Consider the following 21,432-nt stretch of genomic DNA (forward strand, 5'->3'; position numbering starts at 1 on the left):
GGCTTCACCATCTGTGCTGACCTCCACCCAGCACACAGCTTGAATCATGATCCGCCTCCCCGCGGAATCTTCGATTCAATCTAGGGCCAACGCGCTCTAACCTGTGCTGGCGGGAACGAGTCCGGCCTCTGCGATGCGGATCTCGTCCTTCACCTGGAGCTTGCGGCGCTTGAGGTCGCGAAGGCGAAGGTCGTCGGGTTCGGGGCGACGCTGTTCGTCGCGCAGCATGCGGTCGATCCAGCGATGCTGTTCGTAGAGCCGATAGAGTCTGTGACTGATGGGCAAATTCGCTCCTCCGTGCTGGAGGCGCGCCCGACCCCTGCTGCGGGGGGAGAGGCAAGATCGGGCCGGGCGCGCCTTTTCGCGCGGTCCGACATCACGATCGGGGGGATCGCCAGAGGGGCCCGGTCCGCACCTTCAAGTTAGGCGACTATTCCGGGGGCGCCAGGGGGGCGAGAAAATAAAACATTGTTCTCTCTAGGCCGCCGTGTGTCAGCCGCGGTCGGTCAACTCCCGGGCGTTCCCTCGCCGAAGACACGGATCAGGCGGGCGACGGCGGGCAGCATCAGGGCGCCGAGCAGGGCCGGGAAGATGAACAGGATGAGCGGCACGGTGAGCTTGGCCGAGAGACCCAGCGCCTTCTCCTCGGCCCGCAGCATCCGCTTGGCCCGCATGTCGGCCGAGAACACCGAGAGCGTTTCACCAAGGCTGGTGCCCATCTCCTCGGCCTGGCGCAGCATGGTGGCCAGCGCGCGGGCGTCGTCGATGCCCAGGCGGTCGGCGAAGGCGGACCAGGCGTCCTTGCGGGCCCGTCCCGCGCGCAGCTCCAGCACCAGGAACCGCAGGTGGATGGTGAGTTGGGGATAGCGGCGGTCAAGCTCCTCGGTCACGCGGGTGACCGCCGCGTCGAGGGAAAGGCCCGCCTCGACCGACGCGACCAGCAGGTCGAGGAGATCGGGGAATCCGTCGGCGTACTCCCGCTCCCGCGTAGCCTTGCGGCTCTTGAGCACCATCTCGGGGCCGTAGAGGGCGACCAGCGAGACCCCGACGGCGAGGGCCAGAGCGCCCAGGTTGCCGCCCTTCTGTCCGATCATCATGGGCAGGGTGAGCACCACGGCGACGGTGGCCACGGCGAGGCAGGCGGCCTTCACCCCCAGGAAGATGACCGGAGCCTCGCGGTTGTAGTAGCCGGCCTGCATCAGGCGCGAGCGCAGCAGCGAGACCTGGGCGGGATCGCGGACTGCACTCTGCTGGCCCAGGCGGCGGACGCCTTCCAGGAGCCGGCCGCCAAGCGCCCCTCCGGACTCCTCGACAACCGGGGCCGAGCCCCCGGCCGCGGCGCCGGCGAGGCGGCTGCGCCGTTGGGCGCGGACCCGAAGCTCGCCGATTCCGAGCACGGCGAGACCGCCCACCGCGCCCAGGGTCAGCACCAGCCCCGCCACATAGATGAGCGTCTCGATCGGCATGGGTCAGAGCCGCATGTCGATCATGCGCCGCATGATCATGTTGCCGAGGAAGATCCAGAAGCCCAGTCCGGCCAGGCCGAACTTCACCATCGGCTCGTCGATCACGTCGCCGTAGAAGCTGGGCGAGATCATCACGATCAGGCCCAGCGCCAGGAACGGCGCGGCGGTCAGGATCATGGCAGAGGCGCGGCCCTCGGAGGATGCGGCCTTGATCTTCAGGCGCATCTTGTGGCGGTCGCGCACGGTGGTGGCGTTGAGCTTGAGCAGGCCGGTCAGGTTGCCGCCGGTGCGCTCCTGGAGGCGCACGGTGGCGGCGAACAGGTCGACGTCGGGATGCTGGCAGCGGTCGGACATGCGCTCGACGGCCTGCTCCAGCGTAGCGCCATAGGCGATCTCGTCGGCGGCCATGCCGAACTCGGTGCCGATGGGATCGCTCATCTCGCGGCCGACCAGGCCCACCGCCGCGGGCACGGGGTGGCCGGCCTCTAGGCTGCGGACGATGATGTCCAGCGCCTGGGGAAGCTGGAAGCCCAGCGCGGTGTTGCGTTTGTTGGCGTAGACCTTGAGCACCATCAGCGGGATCAGGACGCCGCCGGCCAGCGCCCCGCCCAGGGCGGCGACCGGCATGCGGGTGAGGATCCCCGCCCCCGCGGCGCCCAGGATCGCGGCGGCGGCGACATAGGTGAGCCATTTCCGCTGATCGTAGGGCAGTCCCGAGGCGACGATGAGGTCCGAGAGCCAGCGCAGGCGCTCGGAGCGGGCGCCGCTGGCGGTGAGGCCTCGCTGCTTGCGCAGTTCGACCACCAGGGCCGAGATGCCCTCGACCTTTTCGCCCACCTTCAGGCGACGGTTCACCTGACGTTTCTGGGTGGCCACCGAGAGGAGGCCGGTCAGGCCCTGGACGCCGGCGAAGACCGCGGCGCCGATCATGATCATGACGATGAGCCGGGCGTCGATATCCATGCTCAGAGCGCCCGGTTGGGGTCGAAGTTGGCGGTGTCGTAGTGGATGCCCCGGCGCAGCATCTCGTCCAGGGCGCGCGGACGCAGGCCGGTGGCGCGGTGTTCGCCGTGGACCGTGCCGTCCTCGTCGGTGTGGGTGCGGTTGAACAGGAAGATGTCCTGCATCTGGACCACCGCGCCCTCCATGCCGACGATCTCGGTGACGTGGGTGACCTTGCGCTTGCCGTCCGACAGGCGGTTCACCTGCACCACCATCCCGACCGCCGAGGCGATCTGGTAGCGCACCGCGTCGGCGCCGATGTTCAGGCCGCCCATCGCCACCATCTGTTCCAGGCGGCTGATGGCCTCGCGCGGGTTGTTCGAGTGGATGGTGGCCATCGAGCCCTCGTGGCCGGTGTTCATGGCCTGGAGCATGTCGAACGCTTCTTCGGCGCGGACCTCGCCCAGGATCACGCGGTCGGGGCGCATCCGCAGGGCGTTCTTCACCAGCTCGCGCTGGCGGATTTCGCCCTTGCCCTCGATGTTCGGCGGGCGGGTCTCCATGCGCACCACGTGCGGCTGCTGGAGCTGGAGCTCGGCGGCGTCCTCGATGGTGATCAGGCGCTCGCCGTGGCTGATGGCGGCGGACAGGGCGTTCAGCAGGGTGGTCTTCCCCGAACCCGTGCCGCCCGAGATCACGGTGGAGACGCGGCTCCTGACCGCGCCGTGCAGGAACTCGGCCATCGCGGGGGTCATGGCGCCGAACTCGACCAGCTTCTCCAGCGTCAGCGGCTTCTTGGAGAACTTCCGGATCGAAACCGAACAGCCGTCGATGGCGATGGGCGGGATGGCGGCGTTCACGCGGCTGCCGTCGGGCAGGCGCGCATCGACCATCGGCTGGCTCTCGTCGATGCGGCGGCCCACGCCGGCGACGATGCGGTTCACGATCCGCAGCAAGTGGTCGTTGTCGCGGAAGCGGATGGGGGTCAGCTCAAGCTCGCCGCGGCGCTCGACGTACACCTGGAACGGCCCGTTGATCAGGATGTCGTTGATCGACTCGTCCTTGAGCAGCGGCTCGATCGGCCCCAGCCCCACCATCTCGTCGAAGATCGAGGCGCCGAGGACGTCGAGTTCCTTGGCGTTGAGCGCCATGCGTTCCAGCCGGGCGAACTCGGTCACCTGGCCCAGGACCTGGCGACGCAGTTCGCCTTCCTCCAGCTTGTCCAGCTTGGCGAGGTCGAGTTCGTCGATCAGACGGGCGTGGAGCCGCAGGCGCAGGTCCAGGTTGGGGTCGCGCGGCGGCCCCTTGGCGGGTTTCGGCTCGGCCTTGGCGACCGGCTGCGGCGCGGGGGTGGCGGCGGGCGCGGGCTTCGGGGTCGCCGGCGCCGAACGGGCGAGGCTGAACCGTCCCATCAGGCGGCCCTGCTGGCGTCGCGGCGCAGGGGCTGGGCCGACAGGCGGTCGACCAGATTCTGCACGTCCTTGACGATCTTGGACTTGGGCCGGTGCTGGGCGATCGGGCCGCCCAGGTTGGCCGAGGCGGCGGCGGCTTCCCAGTCGGAGCTGATCCCGGCCTCGGCCTTGCGCTGAAGCGCCTTCTCGGCCTCGGACATCGACGGGGCGGGCCCGAACATCCGGCTGGCCAGGCGGTTCAGCACGATGCGGGGACGCAGGCCCGAGTTCACGCTGTCCTCGATCTCGTCGGAATGGGCGCGGGCCGCCAGCAGCGCGGGAACCGTCAGCTCGGAGATCACCAGCACCTCGTCGCAGCCGGCGAGCGCCTCGAGGGTCCAGGGCCGGCGATGGCGCGGAATGTCCAGGACCACCCACTCGTAGCACTCGCAGACGACTTCGAGCATCCGGAGCATCGACTCGCGGCTCATGGCGTCGAAGGCGTCGGCGTCGCGGACGCCCGCGATCAGGTCGAGCCCCTTCGACACCGGCGTGACGAACGCGTGCAGCATGGCCGCGTCGATCCGGTCGGCCGCCTGGCCGAAATCGGCGAGGCGGGTGGTGGGCGAACAGCCGAGGTAGGCGGCGGCGGCCCCGTCGGCCAGGTTCAGGTCCACGAGGCAGACCGCGCGGTCCCGGGCGGCGCGCTGGGCCAGGGTGTGGGCGATCTCGATGGCGATGGTCGTGGCGCCCGAACCCCCGACGGCGCCGGTGACGCCCCAGCAGCGCGACTCGACGCCGGAAGCCGCGGGCGCGGCTGCAGGCTGGCCCTGGGCGAGAAGCGCCTGGACCGCCGCGGCGAGCTGCTCGGGCGTGAACGGGGCCTCGAGGATATCGGCCGCCGGCATCCGCAGGACGTTGCGCACGAGCCCCGCGGGCAGGTTCTCGCCCGCCACGAGGACCGGCGGCGGCGCGCGCAGGGCCGACAGGGCGCGGATCACGGTCGCCATCGCGGCGGCGTCCCACGCGTCGGCGTCGATCAGGACGAGGTCGGCGGGCTCGACGCCCAGTGCGGCGACCTGCTCGATGGCGCCGGCCTCGAAGCGGCTCCCGGCGAGGGCGTTGTCGGCGTAGGCGGCGAGGCCGGCGCCCAGGGCCAGGATACGCTGCCCGGTAAGCGGTACTGAACGTGCGCTCAACGCCCCTCCCCCTCGGCGAATGGGCCTTGGCCGAAGGGCCTGTCGCCGGACTTGCCGTCCAGCATCAGCCGCTCGGCGGACGGTTCGCGGCCGGGTAGGGCGTCGAGGCGTTCGACGCGGTGGTCGGCCGGCGTCGACAGACGCGGCGTGACGAGGATCAGCAGCTCGCTCTCCTGGCGCTTCCAGCGCGCCGAGCGGAAGAGGGCGCCCAGAACCGGGACATCGCCGATCCAGGGGGTCTGCTGGACCACGTTCTCGTAGCCGCGCTGGAAGAGGCCCGCCATCGCGAAGGTGTCGCCGTCGCGCAACTCCAGCGTGGTGTTGGCGCGGCGCACGGTGAGGGCCGGGACGGTGAGCTGGTTCAGGGTCAGGGCGTTGTTGTAGTCCAGCGCGCTCACCTCGGGCTCGACCGCCAGGCGGATCCAGCCGTTGTGCTGCACCACGGGCACGAAGTTCAGCTTCACGCCGTAGGGCCGGAACTCGATCACGATCCGGCCCAGGTCCTGGGGCACGGGGAACGGGAACTCGCCGCCGGCCAGGAAGCTCGCCTTCTGGCCCGAGATGGCCACCAGGTTGGGCTTGGCCAGGGTGCGGACGACGCCCTTGTCCTCCAGCGCCTGGAGCTGGGTCTGGATGTTGGCGGCGTTCCAACCGCCGTTCGTGCCGATCGAACCGTGGGGCGGATTGACCCCGATCAGACCCGTCCCGGTCACCACGGCGAACGACTCGTTGAAGATGTTCAGGTTGAAGCCCATGTCCTTCAGGGCCGAGCGGTTGGCCTCCAGGATGCGGACTTCGAGGATCACCTGCTGAGCGTTCTGCACCGTCAGGCGCGAGATCACCGAGTCGGGGGCGTAGGACTGGGCGATCTTCTCGGCGCTGTTCTGGACGCCCGAGTTGGACACCTCGCCGGCCAGCATCAGCATCTCGCCCAGGTTCCGGACCTGGATCGGCTCGCCGGGGAAGGCGGCCCGCAGGTCCTGCTGCAGGCCGTCGGCGTCATGGCCGACGCGGACGTCGATGACTTCCGAGAGGCCGCCGCCGCGCCCGTAGACCAGCATGTTGGTGGCGCCGAACTCGATGCCCTGGACGTAGAACGACGACTCCGACGTCGCCGTGACCTTGGCGATCTCGGGCTGGGCGACGACGATGCGCGACGCCGGGCCGGGCAGGCGGAACGACAGCGATTTGTCCCGCGGAACGTGGATGGTGCGGCGCAGGACGGGCTCGCTCGCCAGGATCTGGGCGGCGGCGGGCGTCGCAGTCGCCAGGGTTGCGCCGGTCAGCGAGAACGCGAGCAGCGCGCTCAGGACGGTTCGGGACATTTTGGGCAGGCGGGTCATGTCGATCAGCTCTTGGCGCTCGGGCCGGCGTCGGCGGCGGGACCTTGCAGGCTGGGGGCCTTCGTGTCGGGCGCCGGGGAGATCTTCGGCCGGCTGCGCTTGGCGGGTTCGCCCTCGACGATGAGGATGGCCGAGTAGGGCCGCGCCGGACCGGCGGCCCGCGCCGCACCGCCGCCGCCCAGAAAGTCGCCGGTACGGATGGGCGGGGCCTTGGCGATCTCGGCGGCGCCGTTGCGCCGGAGCGCCAGCGACAGCTCGCCGAGGGTGGCCGCGACCGACAGCTTCTGGGCGTTCTCGACCGAGACCTCGATGGTGGCGGTGCTGGGCGCCGCCGGCTTGTCGGAGGTGGGGTCGGCGTTCAGGTTCATGCCCAGCACGCGGGCGTTCTGGACCACCACATAGGAGATGTAGTTGCGCTGCGGCCCGTCGGGCGTGAGGTCGCGGATCAGGACGACGTCCACGTGGTCGCCCGGCATGGCGTGGCCGCCCACGCCCGCGGCGTCGTCGACCTTCAGCGTGTAGGCGCGCATGCCCTCGGTGATGGCGGCCGAGACGGTGGGCCGCGAACCGGGGCCCGACAGCTTGGCCGGCAGCAGCGGTTCGCGCTCGGCGATGGGGAAGAGGGCCACGGGCGGGCCGCCCTTGTCGGCCGACATGATGACGTCGAGCGAGGCGTAGGCGCCGTCGGGCAGGACCGACTTCGGAACCTTGATGACCGTGAGCATCCCGGGCTCGAGCTTTTCGCCGTACTTGATCGCCCTGGAGGCGACGACCACGGGTTCGCCCTGGACCTCGGCGCGCACGATCGGGTTCCGCGCCGAGGCGGCGTTCGGGAGCGCGATCTTGGCGATGAACAGGGCGCCCAGGCCGAGGGCGGCCGAGGCCGCCAGACTGACGATGGTGACGACGCGCATTCGCTTCCCGGCCGACGCTTTTCTGGTTGCGTGGCGACGTTAACGACGTGCGCCTTAGGGTATCCCGAACAAACAGGGTGAAGATCGCGGTAGGGTTTCTGAAGGGCCGGTATCCGCTGGCGCGACGGGCGGCCCCACGGCTAGGCTGGGGCCCAGAAAAGAGGCGGAGAGGACGCGCGATGAAGGTGAGGCGACTGGGGAATTCCGGGCTCAAGGTCAGTGTCGTCGGCCTGGGCTGCAACAACTTCGGCATGCGGATCGACGCGGCCCAGACCGAGGCCGTGGTGAACGCCGCCATCGACGCGGGGATCACGCTCTTCGACACCGCCGACGTCTATGGCGGGACTCAGTCGGAGGTGTTCCTGGGCCGGGCGCTGGGCAAGCGCCGCCACGAGGTGGTGCTGGCCACCAAGTTCGGGATGGCCGTGGGCGGCGACCCGAAGAAGAAGGGCGGCTCGCGCCGGTGGATCATGCAGGCGGTGGAGGACAGCCTGCAGCGGCTAGGGACCGACTACATCGACCTCTACCAGCACCACAGTCCCGACCCCGACACCCCGGTCGACGAGACCCTGCGGGCGCTGGACGACCTCGTGACCCAGGGCAAGGTCCGCTACCTGGGCAATTCGAACTACACGGGCTGGCAGATCGCCGACGCCGACTGGACGGCCGCGGGCCAGACGCGCTTCGTCTCGGCCCAGAACCTCTATTCCCTGCTGGAGCGGGACGTGGAGCGCGAGGTGCTGCCCGCGTGCGAACATTTCGGCCTGGGCTTTCTGCCGTTCTTCCCGCTGGCGTCGGGCCTGCTGTCGGGCAAGTACGCGCGGGGTGTGGCGCCGCCCGAGGGCACGCGGCTGGCGGCGTGGGGCGCACGGGGCCAGGCGGCGATGAGCGAGGCCAGCTTCGACAAGGTCGAGGCTCTGACGGCCTGGGCCGAGGCGCGCGGCCATACGATCCTGCAACTGGCCTTCGCATGGCTGCTGGGCCACGAGGCGGTCAGCTCGGTGATCGCCGGCGCCACGACGGTCGAACAGGTCAACACCAACGCCGCCACCGCGGACTGGGCCCTGACGCCGGAAGAGGTGGAAGAGGTCGCGAAGCTGGTGGGCTGAGGTCCGTTCCGGCGGACGGCGTTGGCGGTCCGGGCGTCAGACGCCCGTGGTCGGGCCGACGCCGCGGCCATCCGTGGGCAGGCTGTTCCACGGCGATGAGGTGTGGGCGTCGAACGCCGCCTTCAGCGCCCGGGCGCGCGCAATCAGGTCTTGCGCGCGCCGGGACAGGTCGTCTTCGGCGTCGGCCGGCGCGGTGAAGGTCGGTCGATAGGCGTCGATCTCGGCCATGAGCCGTCCAAGTTCGGCGGTCTCGGCCTCGCTCGCCGCGCTGGCGTCGAGGCGGCGGACGACCTCCTCTAGCGCGGCTTCGAAGGCGTCCTGGGTCCGGATGGTCATGGCGGGCTCCTCGCTGTAGCGAAGAGAGAACGCCGGCGCGCGGAGGGGAGTTGCGGGCGTCCGCGCCCGACCGCCTTAGGGCCGTGGATTCATGGCTGTGGCTTCGGCCCCAGCAGGGGCATCACCTCCACCCCGTCGCAGGGAAAGATGGTGAAGTGGGGATGGCCTTCGAACAGCTTCGCCGCCGCCTCGTGCGACGGGGCGCGCACGACCACGAACACCGTCAGGTGGTTCACCACGTCGGCCACGCCCTCGGCCGTGGTGCGCTTGGTCGGCCCGAGCGGGCCGCCCTCGTAGACGATGACGTCGCGGTGGGCCTCGTCCCACGCCGCCAGGGCCGCCAGCCCCTTCTCGTCCGTGGCCCGCCGCTCGGCTTCGGACATCGCGTACCAGGCCCGCCAGCGCGGGCCGGTCTTGTCGCTGGTGAAGACCGCCAGGTAGTGGTCGCCGTCCGCCATGCCATCCTCCTGCGCCCGGCCGCACCTTGGCGGCGATCGAACCTGTCGAACACCCTGCCGCCGGGCCTTCCGCGAGGTCACGCTTTTCTTCCGGCCGCCGGCCGCGCAATGCTGCGCACCGAGGAAACGCCAGACCGGGTCAGCCGGCGGCCGCAAGGCGGGATCGGGCAGATGAATTTCGACTATTCGGACGACCAGAAGTTCCTGAAGAACGAGGCGCGCAAGTTCCTCGACGCCAACTGCACGACCGCGCACGTCCGCAAGGTGCTGAACGACGACCTGAAGCCGTACGACGCCGACCTGTGGACGGCCGTCGCCGCCCAGGGCTGGCTGGGCGCCGCGATCCCCGAGGAACACGGCGGCCTGGGGCTGGGCCATATCGAACTGTGCGCCATCGCCGAGGAACTGGGGCGCGCGGTGGCGCCGATCCCGTTCGCCTCGACGGTCTATTTCCTGGCCGAGGCGGTGATGCTCGCGGGCAGCGACGCCCAGAAGTCGGCGCTGCTGCCGAAGATCGCGGCCGGCGAGGTGATCGGCTGCGTGGCGACGTCCGAGGGCCCGGGGCCGGTGAGCGCGGCGTCGGTCCAGGCGACGGTGTCGGGCGGCAAGCTCGCGGGGACGAAACTGCCGGTGACCGACGGCGACATCGCCACCCATGCGCTGGTGCTGGCCAAGGAGGGCGGGCAGGTGGGCCTGTTCCTGGCGGACGTGGCGGCGGGCGTGACCCGCGAGGCGCTCAAGACCCTGGACCCGACGCGGGACGCCGCCAAGCTGACGTTCGCGGGTGCGGCGGCCGAGCGGCTGGGCGGCGCGGGCGAGGGGCTGGCGCTGCTGGAGCAGATCAACGACCGGGCGGCGGTGCTGCTGGCGTTCGAGCAGACGGGCGGCGCCGACAAGGCGCTGGAGATGGCCAAGGCCTATGCGCTGGAGCGCTACGCCTTCGGCCGGGTGATCGCCAGTTACCAGGCGATCAAGCACAAGCTGGCCGACATCTACATCAAGAACGAGCTGGCCCGGTCGAACGCCTACTACGGGGCGTGGGCGCTCAACACCAACGCGCCCGAGTTGCCGGTGGCGGCCAGCGCGGCGCGGATCGCGGCGTCCGAGGCGTTCTGGTTCGCGGCCAAGGAGAACATCCAGACACACGGCGGCATCGGCTTCACCTGGGAGGTGGACGCCCACCTCTACTACCGCCGCTCGCGCCAGCTCAGCCTCGTAGCCGGCGCGCCGCGGGTGTGGAAGGAACGGCTGGTAAGCCAGCTCGAACGGCGGAACGCGGCTTAGGACCGCCGGAGGCGAAGAATGGAACCGCGGAAAACGCGGAAGGACGCGGAAGGTGGAGCGGCCAGGGCGAAGTCCCTTCCGCGACTTTCCGCGTTTTCCGCGGTTTCGCGCGCGAGCGCGCCTTTTTGAGTGCGCGGATTTGACGATGAGGACCTAGGATATGGACTTCAACGACAGCCCCGAGGAAGCTGCCTATCGCGCCCAGGTGCGCCAGTGGCTGGAGGCCAATGCGCCGAAGGTGGCCGTCGGCGGCGACGACCTGGAGGGCGGGACCAAGGACACCATGCCCGCCTCCAAGGCCTGGCAGGCCAAGAAGGCGGCGGCCGGCTACGCCCAGATCACCTGGCCCAAGGAGTGGGGCGGGCCGGGCGGCACGCCGATCCAGCAGGTGATCTTCAACACCGAGGAGGCGAAGTATCCCGTGCCGCCGAACCCGTTCACCATCGGGCTGGGCATGTGCGTGCCGACGGTGATGGCGTTCGCCGACGCCGAGACCAAGACGCGGTTCGTGGGGCCGGCGCTGCGGGGGGAGGAGATCTGGTGCCAACTCTTCTCCGAGCCGTCGGGCGGGTCGGACGTGGCGGCGGCGCGGACCAAGGCCGTGCGGGCGCCGGACGGTTCGGGCGACTGGATCATCGACGGCCAGAAGGTGTGGACGACGGGGGCCCAGTTCTCGAACTTCGGCATCGTCGTCTGCCGGACCGACCCGGATGCGCCCAAGCACAAGGGCATGACCATGTTCTGGATCGACATGAGCGATCCGGGGGTCGAGGTGCGGCCGATCCACCAGATGTCGGGCGGCTCGGGCTTCAACGAGGTGTTCTTCACCGGCGTGCGGGTCAAGGACAGCCAGCGGCTGGGCGCAGTGGGCGACGGCTGGAAGGTGAGTCTGGTCACCCTGATGAACGAGCGGTTGGCGGTGGGCGGCTCGTCGGGCGCGGGCTGGGCCGAGTTCATGGAGGCGGCGCGGAACGTCACGGGCCTGGACGGCGCGCCGGCGCTGAAGGACCAGGCGGTGCGCGAGAAGATCGCCGACTGGTATGTCCAGGCCGAGGGCCTCCGCCACACCCGCAACCGCACCATGACGGCGCTGAGCCGCGGCCAGACGCCGGGGCCGGAAAGCTCGATCGGCAAGGTGGTGGCCGCCAACCAGATGCAGGACCTGGCCAACAGCGCGGTGGAGATGCTGGACCAGTACGGGATCATCAACGACCCGGCGCTGGCGCCCCTAAAAGGCGGATTCCACGCCTCGTTGCTGAGCGCGCCGGGACTGAGGATCGCCGGCGGCACGGACGAGATCCTGCGCAACATCATCGCCGAGCGCGTCCTGGGCCTGCCCGGTGACATCCGCGTCGACAAGGACGTGGCGTTCAAGGACGTGCCGACGGGGCGTTAGGCGGAGCCGGCCGACGCGGCCGTCCGATCTACGCCGCGGCCTGGCCGACGATCGCCCGGGCCACGGCCTCGGCGACCTTGATGCCGTCGACGCCGGCCGAGAGGATGCCGCCCGCGTAGCCCGCGCCTTCGCCTGCGGGGAACAGGCCACGGACGTTGAGGCTCTGGAAGTCGGCGCCGCGGGTGATGCGCAGGGGTGACGACGTGCGGGTCTCGACGCCGGTCAGAAGCGCCTGGGGATCGTCGTAGCGCGGAATCCTGCGGCCGAAGACGGGCAGCGCCTCGCGCATCGCCTCGATCACATAGTCCGGCATGAGGGGCGCCAGGTCGGTGGGCCGCACGCCGGGGCGATAACTGGGGATGACCTCGCCCAGTTCGATGGAAGCGCGGCCGGCCAGGAAGTCGCCTACCGTCTGGCCCGGCGCATGGTAGCCGCCGCCGCCCGCGACATAGGCCGCGCTTTCCAGCCGCCGCTGGAGTTCGATACCCGCGAGGGGGTGATCGCCGGGGTAGTCCGCAGGCGTGATCCCCACCACGAAGCCGGAGTTCGCGTTCCGCTCGTTGCGCGAATACTGGCTCATGCCGTTGGTGACGACGCGGCCCGGCTCCGAGGTCGCCGCCACGACCGTGCCGCCCGGACACATGCAGAAGCTGTAGACCGTCCGGCCGTTGGCGGCGTGATGCGACAGCGAATAGGCGGCCGCGCCCAGGTCGGGGTGGCCGGCGCAGGGGCCGAACAGGGCGCGGTCGATCCACGACTGGGGGTGCTCGATCCGGAAGCCGATGGAGAACGGCTTGGCCTCGATGTGGACGCCCTGGCCGTGCAGCATCTCGAACGTGTCGCGGGCGGAATGCCCCACCGCCAGCACCACCTGGTCGGCCTCGAGGAAATCGCCCGTGTGGAGGTGGAGGCCGCGCAGCCGCCGGGCGCCGTCTCCGGCCGGGCTCAGTTCGACGCCGGTCACGCGCTGCTGGAAGCGATACTCGCCGCCCAGGGCCTCGATCCGTGCGCGGAGGCTCTCCACCATCGTCACCAGTCGGAACGTGCCGATGTGGGGGTGGGCCTCGGTGAGGATCTCGGACGGAGCGCCGGCGTCCACGAACGCGGTGAGCACCTTGCGGCCGAGGAAACGCGGGTCCTTGATCTGGCTGTAGAGCTTGCCGTCCGAGAACGTGCCGGCTCCGCCCTCGCCGAACTGGACGTTGGACTCGGGGTTCAGCTCGCTCCGCCGCCAGAGGCCCCAGGTGTCCTTCGTACGCTCGCGCACCACCTTGCCACGGTCGAGGATGATGGGGCGGAAGCCCATCTCGGCCAGGATCAGCCCCGCGAACAGGCCGCAGGGCCCGGCGCCGACCACGACCGGGCGGAGGGGCAGGGCGGGCGGCGCGGCGGCGACGTGGCGATAGGCGGTGTCCGGCGTCGGGCGGACATGCGGGTCGCCGGCCAGCCGCCCGAGAACTGCCGCCTCGTCGCTCACCTCGGCGTCGACGATGTAGACCTTGAGGATGGCGGCCTTCTTCCGCGCGTCGTGGGCCCGCTTCCAGACGGACCAACTGAGAAGGTCGGCGTCGGGCACGCCCAGCCGCTGGGCGATCGCCGCAGGCAGGGCCTCGGGCGCATGGTCCAACGGCAGCTTGAGTTCCGAGATCCGCAGCATCGCGGCCTATGTAGCGGGTCCGGCGGGCGTGTGCAGGGGGCGCGTCACCCGATCCAGCGCAGCGCCCGCTGGAACAGGCCGACGGTCTGGGCGTGCAGGCGCTCGCCGGTGGCGATCTCGGCCTTGCCGGCGGCCGCGCGGGCGTGGGCGCCTTCCAGGATGATTCCGAGCTTGTAGCAGGCCAGCACGCCATACCAGCGCATGTGCGACAGGTCGCGGTGAGTCCCGGCGGCGTAGCGGTCCACCAGTTCGTCGGCGGTGGGAAAGCCGGTCCAGGGCTGCACCGAGACGTTCCCGGCCTCGATGGCCTCGGACTGCGGCCAGGTCGCCATCAGCCAGCCCAGGTCCAGCAGCGGGTCGCCCACGGTGGTCAGCTCCCAGTCCACGATGGCCGCCAGCTCGGGTCCGTCGAAGCGGTACATGACGTTGGCCAGGTGGTAGTCGCCGTGGATCAGGCCGGGTGTGAACCCCGGCGGCCGATGGGCGTCGAGCCAGGCCCCGACCGCGTCGATCCCCTCGATCCCGCCGGGTCCGGCCCAGCCCTCGTACTCGTGATAGCTGTCGAGCTGCTTCTTCCAGCGGCCGACCTGGCGTTCGAGGAAACCTTCGGCCCGGCCCAGGTCCGACAGGCCGCGCGCCACGTGGTCCACCCGGCCCAGGGCGGCGATGCCGTCCACCAGGGCGAAGCCCATGGCCCGGCGCACCTGGGGATCGCCCGCGTGCAGCGGCGGCAGGCCCACGGTGGGATTGAAGCCGTCGACCGGCTCCATCAGGTAGAAGGCCGCGCCCAGCACATCCTCCTCGGCGCAGGCGGCGATCAGGCGCGGGTGCGGCACGTCGGTGTCGGCCAGCGCCGCCAGCACGCGAGCCTCGCGCCGCATGGTCTCGCTGCCGTTCATGTGGGGCGAAAGCGGCGGGCGGCGCAGCATGAATTCGCGGTCGCCCCGCCGAAAGCGCAGCAGGATGTTCTGGGTCCCGCCCGGCGGACGGCCGGCGACGTCCAGTGGCCCGGCCTCCAGCCCCCGGCCGTCCATCCAGGCGGCCAGGCGATCCAGGTCGACCAGGTTCCGCCAGGCGTCCAGCGAGGGGTCCGCAGCGTTCATCGCATCCTCCCGGCCCCTGTGGGGCTTTTCGCCACGGTGAGTGACCGGTCGCTGGGGAATGCAAGCGCCCCGGCGCCGTCAGTCGTCGGGTCCCGCCCGCTTGGCCTTTGTCCGGGCGCGACCGGCCTTGTGGCGCGACGCCCACAGCCTGCGGTTCTGCCGCTCGGCTTCCGGGTCCTGGCGTCGGTGCTCGTAGGCCAGTTCGGCCTGGAGCTTTTCGTACGCCCGCAGCCGGTCCTCGGCGAGGTCACCGGCGGCGACGGCGACGCGGATCGCGCAGCCCGGTTCGCCCGTGTGGCGGCAGTCGCTGAAGCGGCACTGGGCGGCCAGGGCCTCGACGTCCTCGAAGGTCGCCGAGACGCCGGCGTCGGCCTCCCACAAGCCCAGCTCGCGCATCCCGGGCGTGTCCAGCACCAGTCCGCCGGACGGCAGGAGCACCAGTTCGCGGTGGGTGGTGGTGTGCCGCCCGCGGGCGTCGTCTTCGCGAATCTCGCCGATGGCCATGCGCGCCTCGCCCGCCAGGGCGTTGAGCAGGGTCGATTTGCCGGCGCCCGACGATCCCAGCAGCACGGCCGTGAGACCCGGCGGAAGGCGGGCGGCCACCTCGTCGAGGCCTGCGCCGGTCTTGGACGAGACGGCCAGGACGGGCGCGCCGGCCGCGATCGCATCGACTTCGGCGCAGACGGCGGCGGGGTCGGGCGTGAGGTCGGCCTTGGTGAGCACGATCACCGGTTCTGCGCCGCTCTCGTAGGCGGTGGCCAGGTAGCGTTCCAGCCGGCGCAGGTTCAGGTCGGCGTTCATGGACGCGACCAGGAAGGCGACGTCGGCGTTGGCGGCCACCACCTGGGCGCCGCCCCGCGGACCCGCGGCCTTGCGGATGAAGGCGGTGCGGCGGGGCAGCACCGCCTGGATCAGGCCGAGGGTCTCGCCGGGGCGAGGCTCGACCGCGACCCAGTCGCCGGCGGCGGGGCGCTCGGCTTCGGGGCCCTTCATGAGCAGGCCCGAGGCGCGGGCGTCGATCTCGCCGTCTTCGGTGACGAGGCGATAACCGCCGCGCTGCTGGACGAGGATGCGGGCGGGGATGAGTCCGTCGGCGGGGAGGGCCTGGAACTGGTCGTGGAGCGTCTGGCTCCAGCCATAGGAGACCAGCGTGGAGGATGTCAGCACGGGAAATGTCCTTGAGGTCGCAAGCCGGTCGGGCGTCGGCCGTCCAGCCCCGGCAAGGACCTCGCGCCCGTCAGGCGCAGACGACGGCGACGCAGCGAAGGGCTGCGCGAACAATGGGCGTCATGTCACAACCTCCTCTGCGGCTGGCGTTCAAAGGACGCGCGGACCTTGGCGACCCGCGTCGTCTCCGTCAAGAATGCGACGAACGAGGAGACATCATGGCCGACATCCAGGTGACCAACAACGAGGCCGAAAGCCGGTTCGAGGTGACGCTCGACGGCGAGACGGCCTTCGCCGAGTACAGGCTGGTGGACCACGGCATCATCCTGCCCCACACGGTGGTGCCCACCGCCTTCGAGGGGCGCGGCATCGCGAGCAAGCTGGCGGTGGCGGCGTTCACCTACGCCCGGGAGAACGACCGGAAGGTGATCCCGATCTGCCCCTTCATGTCGGGCTGGGTGACCAAGCATCCCGAGTGGCACGACATCGTCCACGACACCTACAAGACCCGGCTCGGGCTGGGCTGACCGTGGTCCAGTCCAAGGCCGCCACGGTGGACGACTGGCTGGAGACGGTGGAGCCGGCGCGGCGGCCGGTGCTGGAGGCCGTACGCGCGGCGGCCCTGCGCAACTTCCCGGGGCTGACCGAGGGCATGCGCTACGGCATGCCGACCTATGCGAAGGACGTGACGACCGACCCGGCCTTCGCCTTCAACAGCCAGAAGCAGTACATCTCGCTCTATGTCAGCCCGCGCGTGCACGCACAGAACGCCGAGGCGCTGAAGGGGCTGGACGCGGGCAAGAGCTGCATCCGCTTCCGCCGGCCCGAGCAGATCGATCTGGCCCTGGTGGACAAGCTGCTGGCCGATACGGCGCGTCTGGACGCGGCCGAGGACTGAGTCGCGAGACGATGACCCCGGAGGTCATCGACGCCGCGCGCCCGGCGCGATAGTCGGGCCGGCATGAACGATCCCGACGTCGCCGCAGCGCCCGCCCGCCTGCACCCCTTCGATCAGGCCCTGTCGCTCCGGCCGCTGGGCGAGGGCCGCTGGCAGGGCCGCACCCATCCCGCCTACTGGAACATGGCGGGCCCGTTCGGCGGGATCACGGGCGCGCTGATGCTGCGCGCCGTCCTGGATCATCCCGAGCGGCGGGGTCGCCCGCTCGCGCTGACGGTGAACTTCTGCGGCGCCCTGGCCGAGGGCGCGTTCGAGATCGTCGTCAGGCTGGTGCGCGGCGGGCGCTCGACCCAGCACTGGAGCGTGGAGATGCTTGACGACCGCGGTGTCGCCACGACCGCCAGCGTGGTCACGGCCGCCGAGCGCCAGACCTGGACCCATGCGCCGGGCGTCATGCCGCGGGTTCCGTCCGCCGAGCAGGTGGCGGCCGCCGACATGACGGGCCGGCCGGCGTGGACGCGCGCGTTCGAGATGCGGTTCGTGGAAGGCCTGCCGGCGTGGCGCGGGCGGCTGGAGACGCCGGCCGACGGACGCACCGTGGTGTGGGTGCGCGACGCTCCCGAGCGCCCGCTGGACTACCCCGCCCTCGCATCGCTGAGCGACAGCTTCTTCGTGAAGGTCATCCAGGTGCGGGGCGACCTGCCGCCGGTGGCCACGGTCTCGCTCACGACCTACTTCCTGGCCGACGAGGCCGAGATGGTGGCGCAGGGGACGCAGCCTGTCCTGGGCGTCAGCGACGTCCGGGCCTTCCGCCACGGCTTCAACGACCAGATCGGCGAGCTGTGGTCGGCCGGCGGCCAGCTCCTGGCCACGACGACTCAGGTCGTCTGGTGGAAGGACTGAAGGGGCGCTTTCGAGCCTCCGCGCCTTCCGCGGTTCATGAATGAGGGCGCCGCTTCGCCGCCTATCGGAGCCAGGGCAGGTCGGCCTCGCCGCGCAGGATCGCTTCCACCTCGGGGCGGTGCTTGGCGCCGCCGCGGTCGTGCAGCACCAGGGGCGGCAGGAGGCGCAAGGGGCCCCGGCCCGTCTTGACCGCCCGCACCAGGACGCGCTTGGCGGGTTCGTCGGCGAAGGGGTGAACAGGCCGTATCTGGAACGAGCCGGCCTTGGGCGCCAGCAGGCCGAGCAGGTCGGCCAGCCGGTCGGCGCGGTGGACGACCGTGATCGTCCCGCCCTCGCGCACGGCTTTCAGCAGGAATTCGACCCAGGCCATCAGGCCCTCGTCGGCGATCCAGGCGGCGGCCTTCTCCGGCGCCGGCGCGCGCAGGGTCGCGGGGTCGTCGAAGAAGGGGGGATTGGCCAACGCGGCGTCGAACGGCGGAAGGCCCAGCGCCTTGAATCGCGCGGCGACGTCGCCGGCCAACGCCTCCACACGCCCCTGGAGATCGTTGAGGCCCACGTTCGCGAGGGCCAGGGCCAGGGCGTCCGCTTCCCGTTCCACGCCGACGAACCGCGCCTGGGGGCGCCGCGCCGCCGCCGCCAGCAGGGCGGCCCCCGGGCCGCAGCCCGCCTCGATCACCCGCGCGCCGGGGCCGGCGTCGCACGCGGCCGCCAGCAGCGCCGCGTCGAGGCCGGCGCGATATCCCCGCGCCGGCTGGCGCAGACGGATGCGACCATCCAGCAACAGGTCTTCAGTGACGTTCGTCATGGGTCGGGGATCGTGTGGGACGGGGCCGGCTTCGCTTGACCGTGCCCTATCCCGTCACCATTGTCCCGGCAAACGGCGGCCGCTAAGGGCTCGGGCGTCCGACACGGTCTTGAGGAACGAACTTTTGGAAGCCGCCCCGGCCCTCGCCGCGCCGCCCTCGCTGGACCATCTCCTGGCGCTGGCCGGCCCCGACATGCGCGCTGTGGACGGCCTGATCCGCGAGCATATGGACAGCCCGGTCCCGGTGATCCCGGCCCTGGCCGACCACCTGATCGCCGGTTCGGCCAAGCGGCTGCGGCCGCTGCTCACCATCGCCTCGGCGCGGCTGTGCGGCGCCCGCGACGACGCCTGCCTGAAGCTGGCGGCTGCGGTGGAGTTCATCCACACGGCCACCCTGCTGCACGACGACGTGGTGGATTCGTCCGAGCTGCGCCGCGGGCGCGTGGCGGCGCACCTGATCTGGGGCGCGCCGGCCAGCGTGCTGGTAGGCGACTTCCTGTTCGCGCGCGCCTTCGAGCTGATGGTGGGCGCGGGGTCGATGGCGGCGCTGGAGATCCTGGCCCGCGCCAGCCGGGTGATCTCGGAGGGCGAGGTGCTGCAACTCACCCGCAGTCACGACCTGGACCTTGGCCAGGAGGTCTACATCGAGATCATCAAGGCCAAGACCGCCGAGCTGTTCGCCGCCGCGGCCGAGGCCGGCGCGGTGTCGGCCGGCGCCTCGCCCGAGCGCTGCCGCGCCATGCGCCGCTATGGCCAGGAGCTGGGCCTGGCCTTCCAGCTGATCGACGACGCCCTGGACTATTCGGGCGACGCCGAAACCCTGGGCAAGAATCCCGGCGACGACTTCCGGGAAGGCAAGGTCACGCTGCCGCTGCTGCTGGCCATGTCGCGCACGGGCGCCGGCGAGCGCGACTTCTGGGTCCGCACCATCGACCGGCGCGAGCAGACCCCCGCCGACCTCGACCGCGCCCGCGATCTGATGCGCGAGACCCGCGCCCTGGACGACACCCTGGCGCTCGCGGTCCGCTACGCCGACGGCGCCAAGGCGGCCCTGGCCGATCCGGGCTCGAACAGCTGGCGTCCGGCCCTGGAGGACCTCGCCGACTTCGCCGTGCGCCGGCGGGCTTAGAAGCCTCTCGCGAGAAGATCGGCGTCGATCTCGATCTCCAATTCGGCCTTGCCCATCCGCAGAGGGCATCGCCGTTTCCGGCCGTCGTCAGCCCGCGTAGACGTGGCTCCAGGGCTGCGCCTCGACGGGCGCATAGCCCATCGCCTCCCAGAACCACGCCGCCTGCGGGTCGCCGGCATGGACCGTGACGTGGCGGGTGTGTTGCAGGGCCTCCTGCAACAGGGCGTTGGCGAGCGCCCGCGCCACGCCAAGCCGCCGCGCTCGCGGGGCGACATAGAAGCGGCGCATCCGCTGGCGTGCGGGATCGGCCGGTTCGGGCGTGAGGGCGCTGACGCCCACGAGGTCGCCGTCGTGAAACGCCGCGAGGATCGCCGTGAAGGGCGCGGCCTCGCTCAGTTCGACCTTCAGGCGTGTGAGGTGGCGATGCCCCTCGGCCTCGGCGTCGGCCACCAGGGCGTCGAAGCCCTCGGGCGGTTCGCGCTCGAGGCGGACCAGCTGGATCATGGACGCGCGGATCACCCCGGGCTGATCATCTTCTCCGGCCGCACCCATTCGTCGAACTCCTCGTTCGTGAGGTAGCCGCCGCCGACGGCCTCTTCGCGCAGGGTGGTGCCGTTCCTGTGGGCCGCCTTGGCGATCTTGGCGCAGTTGTCGTAGCCCAGCTTGCCGTTCAGCGCCGTGACCAGCATCAGCGAGCGTTCGAGGTTGGCCTTGATGTTGTCCTCGCGGGCCTCGGTCCCGGCCACCATGTTGTCGGTGAAGCTGACCGCGCCGTCGGCCAGCAGGCGGCACGACTGGAGGAAGTTGTAGGCCATCACGGGGTTGAAGACGTTCAGCTCGAAATGGCCCTGGCTGCCGGCGAAGGCCATGGCCGTCTGGTTGCCCATGATGTGGGCGCAGACCATCGTCAGGGCCTCGGCCTGGGTCGGGTTCACCTTGCCGGGCATGATCGAGCTGCCCGGCTCGTTCTCGGGCAGCGCCAGTTCGCCCAGGCCCGCGCGCGGGCCCGAGCCCAGGAAGCGCAGGTCGTTGGCGATCTTGAAGAGGGCGCCCGCGGCGGCGGTCAGGGCGCCGTGGCTGAACACCATCGCGTCGTGGGCGGCCAGGGCCTCGAACTTGTTGGGGGCGGTGACGAAGGGCAGCTTGGTGATCTCGGCGATCTTCTCGGCCACCTTCTCGGCGAAGCCGATCGGCGCGTTCAGCCCCGTGCCCACCGCCGTGCCGCCCTGGGCCAGTTCGTAGAGGCCGTACAGTGTCTCCTTGATCCGGCGCACCGACATGGCGACCTGGTGCGAATAGCCGCCAAACTCCTGGCCCAGCGTCAGCGGGGTGGCGTCCTGGGTGTGGGTGCGGCCGATCTTGATGATGTGATCGAACTCGGCTGACTTCTTCTTCAGCGCGGCGTGCAGGTGCTCCAGCGCGGGCATGACTGAACGCGCCACCTCCTCGGCCGCCGCAATGTGCATGGCGGTGGGATAGGTGTCGTTGGACGACTGGCTCATGTTGACGTGATCGTTGGGGTGGACCGGCGCCTTCGAGCCCATGACCCCGCCCATCATCTCGATGGCGCGGTTCGAGATCACCTCGTTGGCGTTCATGTTCGACTGGGTGCCCGATCCCGTCTGCCAGACCACCAGGGGGAAGTGGTCGTCCAGCTTGCCGTCGATGACCTCCTGGGCCGCGGCGACGATGAACCTGCCGATCTCGGGGTCGAGCTTGCCGAGCGCCATGTTGGCTTCGGCGGCGGCGCGCTTCACGACGCCCAGGGCGCGGATCACGGGCTTGGGCTGCTTTTCCCAGCCGATCTTGAAGTTGCCGAGGCTGCGCTGGGTCTGCGCGCCCCAGTAGCGGTCGGAGGGCACCTCGATGGGGCCGAAGGTGTCGGTCTCGGTACGGGTCGCGCTCATCAGATCCCCCTGGTGCGTCCTGGTT

General features: G+C 70.8%; 22 protein-coding genes. 7 read left to right on the forward strand and 15 right to left on the reverse strand.

What is annotated here, in order from left to right; all coding sequences use genetic code 11:
• Positions 1-96: 96 nt before the first annotated feature.
• The 7 genes from ABS78_RS05345 to cpaB all read right to left on the reverse strand — a co-directional run bounded on the left by ABS78_RS05345 (position 97) and on the right by cpaB (position 7,255).
• Positions 97-285, reverse strand: coding sequence for a YdcH family protein (locus ABS78_RS05345; RefSeq protein WP_293375801.1), 189 nt, complete (start codon positions 283-285; stop codon positions 97-99).
• 221 nt (positions 286-506) lie between these two features.
• Complete coding sequence (locus tag ABS78_RS05350; protein WP_293375803.1) at positions 507-1,466, reverse strand: type II secretion system F family protein; 960 nt, start codon at positions 1,464-1,466, stop codon at positions 507-509.
• 3 nt (positions 1,467-1,469) lie between these two features.
• A complete protein-coding gene (locus ABS78_RS05355) occupies positions 1,470-2,429 on the reverse strand; it encodes a type II secretion system F family protein (RefSeq protein WP_293375805.1) in 960 nt (319 codons plus the stop codon).
• 2 nt (positions 2,430-2,431) lie between these two features.
• On the reverse strand, positions 2,432-3,820 hold the full coding sequence (locus ABS78_RS05360) for a CpaF family protein (RefSeq protein ID WP_293375807.1): 1,389 nt from the start codon (positions 3,818-3,820) through the stop codon (positions 2,432-2,434).
• Complete coding sequence (locus tag ABS78_RS05365; protein WP_293375809.1) at positions 3,820-4,998, reverse strand: cellulose synthase operon protein YhjQ/BcsQ; 1,179 nt, start codon at positions 4,996-4,998, stop codon at positions 3,820-3,822. The genes ABS78_RS05360 and ABS78_RS05365 overlap by 1 nt, the downstream gene beginning before the upstream one ends.
• Entirely contained in the window at positions 4,995-6,341 is a 1,347-nt protein-coding gene (locus ABS78_RS05370; protein WP_293375811.1) for a type II and III secretion system protein family protein, read from the reverse strand. Before ABS78_RS05370 ends, ABS78_RS05365 begins: the two co-directional genes overlap by 4 nt.
• Before the next feature lie 5 nt (positions 6,342-6,346).
• A complete protein-coding gene (gene cpaB, locus ABS78_RS05375) occupies positions 6,347-7,255 on the reverse strand; it encodes a Flp pilus assembly protein CpaB (RefSeq protein ID WP_293375813.1) in 909 nt (302 codons plus the stop codon).
• 179 nt (positions 7,256-7,434) lie between these two features.
• Between cpaB and ABS78_RS05380 the strand changes: the two genes are divergently transcribed.
• Positions 7,435-8,364, forward strand: a complete 930-nt coding sequence (locus ABS78_RS05380) for an aldo/keto reductase (protein ID WP_293375815.1) — start codon at positions 7,435-7,437, stop codon at positions 8,362-8,364.
• A 36-nt stretch (positions 8,365-8,400) separates the two neighbouring features.
• Here the strand turns inward: ABS78_RS05380 and ABS78_RS05385 are convergent, their stop codons facing one another.
• Together ABS78_RS05385 and ABS78_RS05390 are read right to left on the reverse strand one after the other, a co-directional pair.
• The gene (locus ABS78_RS05385) at positions 8,401-8,700 is read right to left on the reverse strand and encodes a hypothetical protein (protein ID WP_293375817.1); all 300 of its coding nucleotides are present in this window, start codon (positions 8,698-8,700) and stop codon (positions 8,401-8,403) included.
• An 89-nt stretch (positions 8,701-8,789) separates the two neighbouring features.
• Complete coding sequence (locus tag ABS78_RS05390) at positions 8,790-9,158, reverse strand: hypothetical protein (RefSeq protein ID WP_293375819.1); 369 nt, start codon at positions 9,156-9,158, stop codon at positions 8,790-8,792.
• 171 nt (positions 9,159-9,329) lie between these two features.
• Here ABS78_RS05390 and ABS78_RS05395 point away from each other — a divergent pair, with 171 nt between their 5' ends.
• Positions 9,330-10,442 carry an acyl-CoA dehydrogenase family protein gene (locus tag ABS78_RS05395; RefSeq protein ID WP_293375821.1) on the forward strand — a complete coding sequence of 371 codons (1,113 nt, stop codon included), beginning with the start codon at positions 9,330-9,332 and terminating at the stop codon, positions 10,440-10,442.
• Between the two features lie 160 nt (positions 10,443-10,602).
• Positions 10,603-11,838 carry an acyl-CoA dehydrogenase family protein gene (locus ABS78_RS05400; protein WP_293375823.1) on the forward strand — a complete coding sequence of 412 codons (1,236 nt, stop codon included), beginning with the start codon at positions 10,603-10,605 and terminating at the stop codon, positions 11,836-11,838.
• Between the two features lie 28 nt (positions 11,839-11,866).
• Here the strand turns inward: ABS78_RS05400 and ABS78_RS05405 are convergent, their stop codons facing one another.
• The 3 genes from ABS78_RS05405 to rsgA form a co-directional block, all read right to left on the reverse strand.
• Positions 11,867-13,495 carry an NAD(P)/FAD-dependent oxidoreductase gene (locus ABS78_RS05405; RefSeq protein ID WP_293375825.1) on the reverse strand — a complete coding sequence of 543 codons (1,629 nt, stop codon included), beginning with the start codon at positions 13,493-13,495 and terminating at the stop codon, positions 11,867-11,869.
• A gap of 44 nt (positions 13,496-13,539) precedes the next feature.
• Positions 13,540-14,598, reverse strand: coding sequence for a phosphotransferase family protein (locus ABS78_RS05410; protein WP_293375827.1), 1,059 nt, complete (start codon positions 14,596-14,598; stop codon positions 13,540-13,542).
• 78 nt (positions 14,599-14,676) lie between these two features.
• Positions 14,677-15,765, reverse strand: coding sequence for a ribosome small subunit-dependent GTPase A (gene rsgA / locus ABS78_RS05415; RefSeq protein WP_293375829.1), 1,089 nt, complete (start codon positions 15,763-15,765; stop codon positions 14,677-14,679).
• Positions 15,766-15,983: 218 nt separating this feature from the next.
• Between rsgA and ABS78_RS05420 the strand changes: the two genes are divergently transcribed.
• The 3 genes from ABS78_RS05420 (at position 15,984) to ABS78_RS05430 (ending at position 17,566) form a co-directional block, all read left to right on the forward strand.
• Positions 15,984-16,292 carry a GNAT family N-acetyltransferase gene (locus ABS78_RS05420; RefSeq protein WP_293375831.1) on the forward strand — a complete coding sequence of 103 codons (309 nt, stop codon included), beginning with the start codon at positions 15,984-15,986 and terminating at the stop codon, positions 16,290-16,292.
• Positions 16,293-16,294: 2 nt separating this feature from the next.
• Positions 16,295-16,663, forward strand: a complete 369-nt coding sequence (locus tag ABS78_RS05425) for a DUF1801 domain-containing protein (RefSeq protein WP_293375833.1) — start codon at positions 16,295-16,297, stop codon at positions 16,661-16,663.
• A gap of 63 nt (positions 16,664-16,726) precedes the next feature.
• Positions 16,727-17,566 carry a thioesterase family protein gene (locus tag ABS78_RS05430; protein ID WP_293375835.1) on the forward strand — a complete coding sequence of 280 codons (840 nt, stop codon included), beginning with the start codon at positions 16,727-16,729 and terminating at the stop codon, positions 17,564-17,566.
• A gap of 61 nt (positions 17,567-17,627) precedes the next feature.
• On the opposite strand, the gene ABS78_RS05435 is transcribed toward ABS78_RS05430, so the two are convergent.
• The gene (locus ABS78_RS05435) at positions 17,628-18,371 is read right to left on the reverse strand and encodes a methyltransferase (RefSeq protein WP_293375837.1); all 744 of its coding nucleotides are present in this window, start codon (positions 18,369-18,371) and stop codon (positions 17,628-17,630) included.
• A gap of 160 nt (positions 18,372-18,531) precedes the next feature.
• On the opposite strand from ABS78_RS05435, the gene ABS78_RS05440 reads away from it, so the two are divergent.
• The gene (locus tag ABS78_RS05440) at positions 18,532-19,500 is read left to right on the forward strand and encodes a polyprenyl synthetase family protein (protein WP_293376327.1); all 969 of its coding nucleotides are present in this window, start codon (positions 18,532-18,534) and stop codon (positions 19,498-19,500) included.
• Positions 19,501-19,587: 87 nt separating this feature from the next.
• On the opposite strand, the gene ABS78_RS05445 is transcribed toward ABS78_RS05440, so the two are convergent.
• Together ABS78_RS05445 and fumC are read right to left on the reverse strand one after the other, a co-directional pair.
• Positions 19,588-20,004, reverse strand: a complete 417-nt coding sequence (locus ABS78_RS05445) for a GNAT family N-acetyltransferase (protein ID WP_293375839.1) — start codon at positions 20,002-20,004, stop codon at positions 19,588-19,590.
• An 11-nt stretch (positions 20,005-20,015) separates the two neighbouring features.
• Positions 20,016-21,407, reverse strand: a complete 1,392-nt coding sequence (gene fumC, locus ABS78_RS05450) for a class II fumarate hydratase (RefSeq protein WP_293375841.1) — start codon at positions 21,405-21,407, stop codon at positions 20,016-20,018.
• Positions 21,408-21,432 lie beyond the last annotated feature (25 nt).

It is taken from the genome of Phenylobacterium sp. SCN 70-31, from assembly GCF_001724605.1.
In the GTDB taxonomy this organism is placed as follows: Bacteria; Pseudomonadota; Alphaproteobacteria; order Caulobacterales; family Caulobacteraceae; genus Phenylobacterium.